Source organism: Lactiplantibacillus paraxiangfangensis (assembly GCF_036246185.1).
Taxonomy (GTDB): Bacteria; Bacillota; Bacilli; order Lactobacillales; family Lactobacillaceae; genus Lactiplantibacillus; species Lactiplantibacillus paraxiangfangensis.
The window spans coordinates 67,282-74,222 of record NZ_BTPW01000015.1 but is presented as its reverse complement, the minus strand read 5'-3'; the positions used below and the strand labels follow the sequence as shown (position 1 = coordinate 74,222).

General features: G+C 43.3%; 5 protein-coding genes. 2 read left to right on the top strand and 3 right to left on the bottom strand.

Features of this window, described 5'->3' with window-relative positions:
• On the top strand, nt 1–425 hold a 425-nt coding region (locus AAA939_RS09685; protein WP_338225911.1), incomplete at its 5' end, for a transposase.
• An 82-nt stretch (nt 426–507) separates the two neighbouring features.
• Here the strand turns inward: AAA939_RS09685 and AAA939_RS09680 are convergent.
• From AAA939_RS09680 to AAA939_RS09670, 3 genes are all read right to left on the bottom strand, one after another.
• Nucleotides 508–2,184, bottom strand: coding sequence for a glycoside hydrolase family 13 protein (locus AAA939_RS09680; protein ID WP_338207812.1), 1,677 nt, complete (start codon nt 2,182–2,184; stop codon nt 508–510).
• Between the two features lie 90 nt (nt 2,185–2,274).
• The gene (locus AAA939_RS09675; protein ID WP_338207811.1) at nt 2,275–3,255 is read right to left on the bottom strand and encodes a LacI family DNA-binding transcriptional regulator; all 981 of its coding nucleotides are present in this window, start codon (nt 3,253–3,255) and stop codon (nt 2,275–2,277) included.
• Between the two features lie 21 nt (nt 3,256–3,276).
• Nucleotides 3,277–4,725 carry a sucrose-6-phosphate hydrolase gene (locus tag AAA939_RS09670; RefSeq protein ID WP_420914908.1) on the bottom strand — a complete coding sequence of 483 codons (1,449 nt, stop codon included), beginning with the start codon at nt 4,723–4,725 and terminating at the stop codon, nt 3,277–3,279.
• 256 nt (nt 4,726–4,981) lie between these two features.
• Between AAA939_RS09670 and AAA939_RS09665 the strand changes: the two genes are divergently transcribed.
• A complete protein-coding gene (locus AAA939_RS09665; protein ID WP_338207809.1) occupies nt 4,982–6,940 on the top strand; it encodes a sucrose-specific PTS transporter subunit IIBC in 1,959 nt (652 codons plus the stop codon).
• The last annotated feature ends 1 nt before the right edge of the window (nt 6,941 follow it).

Genomic DNA, 6,941 nt, shown 5'->3' with positions numbered 1-6,941 from the left:
ATTCAAATCTAGAAACACGTAAACCACAATGGTTTACGCATCTAAAAGACTGGTTTACTCAAGAACAGTTAATCTTAAAGGGCTTAGAACTGGATCCAATTTTTCAACATACTTACTTTACAGCGCATGCCTTAGTGGATGCGTTAAGAACCAGAGATTACCAACGTTTTATCGAAGCTTTAAGTAGAACTGACAAAGTCAGTTCACAGCTTGAAATAACCATGAAAACCTATCGTAAACATCTGTCTCTAATTAAGAACATGATGGCAAGTACCTACTCCAATGGTCCTTTAGAGGGCGTTAATCGAAAAATAAAGCAAATCAAACGGACGGCGTACGGGTACAAAAATTGGTCGCGTTTTTACACACGAATTCGGATTGAATTTACAATTCAGAACAAAAAAAGAAAACCAATTCGAAAATGAATTGGTTTCCTCATAAAGTTACTCATCAACAGCCGTTGACAAAGAGCCATTATTTTTTCTAACTTGATGCCCACTATTTTAATTACAGTGCGTAAACTTTGGCTTCGTATGGCCGTAACTGATTGCCAGCGTCATCATTATAGTTGCTAATGATGACTTCTGACTGCCCGGCTACAACTTTTGATAAGTCCCGCTCAAGCGTTTCCGCCGTAAAATTACAAATAACTAACCAAGTTTTATTTTGCCACCGACGTTCATACATAAAAACGTCCTCATCATCTGGTAGTAACAGCTTGAAATCTCCAAGCGTGACCAACGGATTGTCATGGCGTAAAGCGATTAATTTCTGATAGTAATACCAAACCGATTGATGGTCTGCCAAAGCTGCTTCGACGTTAACGGTTGAATAGTTAGCGTTCACCTTAAGCCACGGCTGAGCATCACTAAAACCAGCATTTGTCGTCTCGTTCCATTGCATCGGCGTCCGGGAATTATCGCGTGAGTTCGCTTCGATTCTTGCCATCATATCTGGTGCAGTAAGCCGGTGCTGATCTGTCACGATTTCTTGATAAGCATTCAACGTCTCAATATCTCGATAATCCGATAATTGCTTAAAATGCGCATTCGTCATCCCAATTTCTTCCCCTTGATAAATATAGGGTGTTCCTTGCAATAAATGTAAGCAGGTTGCCAGCATTTTAGCAGAACGTTCGCGATATTGTGGCGTATCATTGCCAAACCGGGAAACGGCCCGGGGTGTATCATGGTTGTTCCAAAATAAGCTGTTCCAAGCAGCACCATGTAGTCCCGTTTGCCACTCATTGATGACCCGTTTCAATCCTACTAACGGCGTTTTACGGGTACTCCATTTACCAAAACCGTGTTGGCTATTATCCAGTTTCAAGTGTTGAAATTCAAAGACCATATCGAGTTCCTGACTCGTCGTCCCCGCATATTTCAACGCGTCCGCCGGGGTCACCCCATGGGTCTCACCAACGGTCATAATGTCATATTTTGATAAAACCTTTTGATGCATTTCTTTTAAAAATTCATGCACGCGTGGTCCATTGGTCACCCGTGAATCCCCATAGACACTATTGGGCTTAGCTGGTCCGTCTGGTAATCCTGGCAACTTCGAGATTTGATTGATGACGTCCATCCGAAAACCATCAATTCCTTTATCTAACCACCAAGTCATCATGTCATAAATACTTTGCCGTAGACGTGGATTTTCCCAATTTAGATCAGGCTGTTTTTTTGAAAAAATGTGTAAATAATACTCCTGTGTCTCATCATCATACTGCCAAGCTGAACCACCAAAGGCTGAGTCCCAATTATTGGGCGCCTGTTCACCATTGCCGACCCGCCAGAAATAAAAATCACGATAAGCGTTGTCACGACTAGTCCGACTTTCCTTAAACCAAGCGTGCTCATCTGAGGTATGGTTAACCACCAGATCCATGATGATTCGTAACCCCCGGTCATGCGCAGCCGCCAAGAGTCGGTCAAAGTCTGCCATCGTCCCAAACTCACTAGCAATCTTTTGGTAGTCGCTAATATCGTAGCCATTATCATCATTCGGAGATTGATAAATCGGATTTAACCAAATGACATCAATACCCAATTGCTTTAAATAATCTAGATGATCAATAATTCCTTGAATATCACCAATTCCATCGTGATTCGTATCCTGAAAACTCCGTGGATAAACTTGATAAACAACGGCTTGTTGCCACCACTTGATTGTTGCTTCCGTCACGTCAGATTCCTCCAATTTTCATCTATTTTTGCACCAAATTTGAATTCTAAGATTAATTTTGTTTACTGAAATTTCATCCCTATTGATCGGTTAAGCAGTCGTCCCCTTGATCAACTTCACTGGTAACGTGTACTTTGCTTCCAGCTCACACTTAGCATCCGCAATTCGTTGCAACAACAACGAAACTAACAGTGTGCTAATGTCAGCCAATGGTTGTTCAATCGTTGTTAAGTTAGGATGATAATTACGGATTAACGCCGTGCCGTCATAGCCGACCAACCGTAAATCCGTTGGAATCGTTAGCTTTAATTGTTGTGCAACATTGGCCGTTAATAACGCCGTCAAATCGTCACTGCAAAAAACGCCATTATAGTCATGAGTTTCTAAAATCGTCCGAATTTCCATCGTTTTTAACGCTGGTGATAATTCGAATGGAATTTCATGAACATGGGGTGTCAAACCTGCTTGCTTTAAATACGCTTCATAGCCTTCTCGCCGACCATTTGTAGGCGACCCTGCATGACTTTTACCAGTAAAGATAGCAATCTCATTCGCACCTGCTTGCTGTAACGTCTGGGCCGCCAGCCAGCCACCATTAAAGTTATCGGAGCTGACGATGGGGACGTTATCGGACAAGTACCGGTCAAATGAAATAATCGGCAAGCCATACTGTTGATACTCTTCAATACCGAGGTTATGAGCCCCAGCAATGATGCCATCCACTTGATTGGCCATTAGCATCTGCAAATAATCACGTTCTTTTTGAGGATCATCCGCACTGTTGCACAAAATCACTTTATAATTTTTCGCAAAAAGAATTTTTTCAATTCGCGAAACTAGTTCTCCAAAAAAAGGATTACTAATATCCGAGAAAATCAGCCCAACTAATTGCGTATTTTTACCTTGTAAGGACCGTGCCATATTATTCGGTTGATAGTGTAACTCGCGCATCGCCGCAAAGACTTTCTGTTTTGTCTTTTCACTGAGGTACCCATGATCATTGATGACTCGTGAGACAGTCGTCACCGAAACCCCAGCAAGTTGTGCGACATCATTTAATTTTGGCTTCATTCAAACCACTCCAATAACACCTTATTTAAGCCAATTCCAGACCGTCCCGGTCACTGCCGTAACGTTCCCAGCTAATTGTAACTGGGTTGGCGCCGTTGCTAAGAAAAAGCGCCCCGTCATTGTTGTATAGCCATTATTAATATAGCATTCAAACACTGAGACATCTATGATGAGTCGGATTTTAAGGGCGGTGTTTGGTTGGACTTGTGCCCGCCGAGTTTGTCCGTATTTTTCACCAAACGGATGACCGGTCTGGCTACGATCAATCGTAACCGTTCCCGCATGGGCATCCAAGTCGACCAATAAATAGTGGTCGGTATCAGTAGTCATGACCTTTAAACGAACTTGTTCACCGGCCGCTAAAGTTAATTCAGTCTCAAAAGCCCCTGTCAAATCGTTGACTTTAGCCTGAATCGGTTGTGGCGTCGCCCGTAACTGTTCAGTTTCGGCTACTGGATTCTGATATAAGTGATTATCTTTTAAAGTCAATTCCTTCACTAAGCTCAGGCAGTGTGCCCAATTTTCGGCGTCCGTTGGATAGTCAATTTCTGGTAAACCAACCCAGCTCACAGCCAAAGCTCGGCCGTCCGGGGCGTTGAATGCTTCGGTCGCATAAACGTCAAAACCAGCATCAAGTTGCGTCGGCTTACCCGCCGGAGTGAAATCCACTTGATTTAAGTCAAACGACTTACCCACTAAGTAAACGTCAGGATAAATATTTTCATAAGCTAGTGTCGATTGTGGCAACCCTTGGGGACAGAAAATCAATACGGGTTGGCCATCAATTTCAACCACGTTCGGACATTCCACCATATAGCCCCGTAAGTCAGCTGGTAAATTAAGTTCACCCTGAAAGTCCCATCGTTGTAAATCAGTACTATGGTAAAGCAATGCTGCTCCTACCTCATCCGTTGTTTGTGCGCCAATCAAGGCGTAATACTGACCATTACGTTCAAAGAGGTAGGGATCGCGAAACGACGTCGTATATCCATCTGGCGCGGCGGTAATCATTGGTGGCGTCATTTTTTCAACGTGGTTATTTTCATCCATCCAGGCCCCAATTTGATAGGATTGTCGCTCCCAGTCAGCATCCCTAACGTTACCGGTGTACATAATGAATAGCCGGTCACCGACTGGTAATGCGGTTCCGGTATAGGCACCGTGTGAGTCGTATTTAGAATCCGGTTGAATTGCTAAGCCTTCATCGTGCCAGTGAATCAAGTCTTTAGAAGTCACGTGTTGCCAGGCTTTCAAACCATGAACCGGGCCGTATGGAAAAACCTGATAAAATAAATGCCATTGATGGTTAAAGTAGGAGAAACCATTGGGATCATTCAAAAGTCCGGAAGCTGGTTGAAGGTGATGTTGTAAGCGCCATTTGGACCGCGCCACTTGAGCCGTTAAAGTCGGCAAAGTTGACTTAGGCCAAGCACTGTAAGGGGTGTATCTCGTTTCACGATTCCAAATCATCATTTAAAACTCCTCTGGTTGTTAATTTAAGTTAATGTCATTATAAAACCGCTTTCAATGATATGTCAAACGTTTATCATTTTTATACTAATTTCCTACTATTTTCTGTTAAATCACCACTACTAGTAGATTTTTAAGCCAAAATATTTTTATGACAAACGCTTGACATAAATTTAAAACTTGTTATGATTAATTTTGTAAAGCGCTTGCAAGACAAAAATTTTAAATTAGCCAAACTCAAAAGGAGTGGTCTTAAATGAACCATCAAGAAGTTGCGAACCGCGTCTTAGCTGCGATTGGTAAAAACAATATCCAAGCAGCCGCCCACTGTGCGACCCGATTACGATTGGTAATCAAGGATGAATCAAAGATTAATCAAAAAGCCTTAGATGACGATCCCGACGTAAAAGGAACCTTTGAAACGAATGGTCAGTATCAAATTATCATTGGCCCTGGCGATGTCGATCACGTCTACGATGCCCTCATTGCTGAAACTGGTCTTAAAGAAGCAACTCCCGACGATATTAAAGCAGTCGCGAGTGCTGGTCAAAAACGTAACCCATTAATGGACTTCCTTAAAGTGCTATCAGATATTTTTATTCCTATTATTCCAGCGTTAGTCGCTGGTGGTCTATTAATGGCATTAAACAACGTTTTAACCGCTGAACATTTATTCATGGCAAAATCAGTCGTTGAAGTTTATCCCGGTTTAAAAGGAATTGCTGAAATGATCAACGCCATGGCCGGTGCACCATTCACGTTCTTACCAATTCTGTTAGGCTTTTCAGCCACAAAACGTTTCGGCGGAAATCCTTACTTAGGGGCCGCCATGGGTATGATCATGGTTCTGCCAAACTTGGTCAACGGGTACAGCGTTGCCGCGACCATGGCTGCAGGAAAAATGCCTTACTGGAACGTCTTCGGATTGCATATTTCTCAAGCCGGCTACCAAGGCCAAGTTTTGCCAGTCTTAGCCGTTGCCTTCATCTTGGCAACTTTAGAAAAGTTCTTCCACAAGCATATCAAAGGGGCTTTCGACTTCACGTTCACCCCAATGTTTTCAATTGTCATTACTGGTTTCTTAACTTTCACAATTGTCGGCCCAGTGCTACGGACAGTTAGTGACGCTTTAACAAATGGTTTAGTTGGTCTTTACAACACAACTGGTTGGATCGGTATGGGAATCTTTGGTCTCTTATACTCTGCCATTGTCATTACCGGCCTACACCAAACCTTCCCAGCTATTGAAACGCAGTTACTTGCAAACGTTGCCAAAACCGGTGGATCATTCATCTTTCCAGTTGCATCCATGGCCAACATTGGTCAAGGGGCCGCAACTTTAGCCATCTTCTTTGCCACCAAGAGTCAAAAACAAAAAGCTTTGACCTCATCAGCTGGCCTTTCAGCCTTACTTGGAATTACCGAACCAGCTATTTTCGGGGTCAACTTAAAGATGAAGTTCCCATTCGTCTTTGGGGCAATTGCATCTGGGATTGCTTGTGTCTTCTTAGGTTTATTCCACGTCTTAGCCGTTGCCATGGGACCTGCTTCCGTAATTGGGTTCATCTCAATTGCGTCAAAATCAATCCCAGCTTTCTTGTTAAGTGCCTTGATTTCATTTGTCATCGCCTTCATCCCAACCTTCATTTATGCTAAACGGACTTTAGGTGACGATAGCGATCAAGTTGACACTACGCCTGTATCAACTACTCCTGCCGTTAGCCTCGTTAGCGACGAAGTTTTAGCTGCACCCGTTAGTGGGACCGTTGAAAGTCTCCGCGACGTTAACGACCAAGTCTTCTCTGCTGAAATCATGGGTAAAGGAGCGGCCTTCGTTCCAACTGATGACCAAGTTCTAGCACCCGCAGATGGTACCATTACCGTTACTTATGACAGCAAACATGCATACGGAATCAAAACAACTGATGGTGCTGAGATTCTGATTCACTTAGGTCTCGATACCGTTAATTTGAACGGTGAACACTTTACCAGCAACGTCAAAAAAGGTGACACAGTCCACAAAGGCGATTTATTAGGAACTTTCGATATTAAAGCTTTGAAAGCCGCTAACTATGACCCTACCGTAATGCTTGTCATCACGAATACCGCTGATTACGCGAACGTTGAACGACTCAAAACACAACAAGTGACCGCTGGCGACCAAATCGTCGCTTTAACTGAACCAGCTCAGACTGGCGTTGCGGCCGCATTCTAAC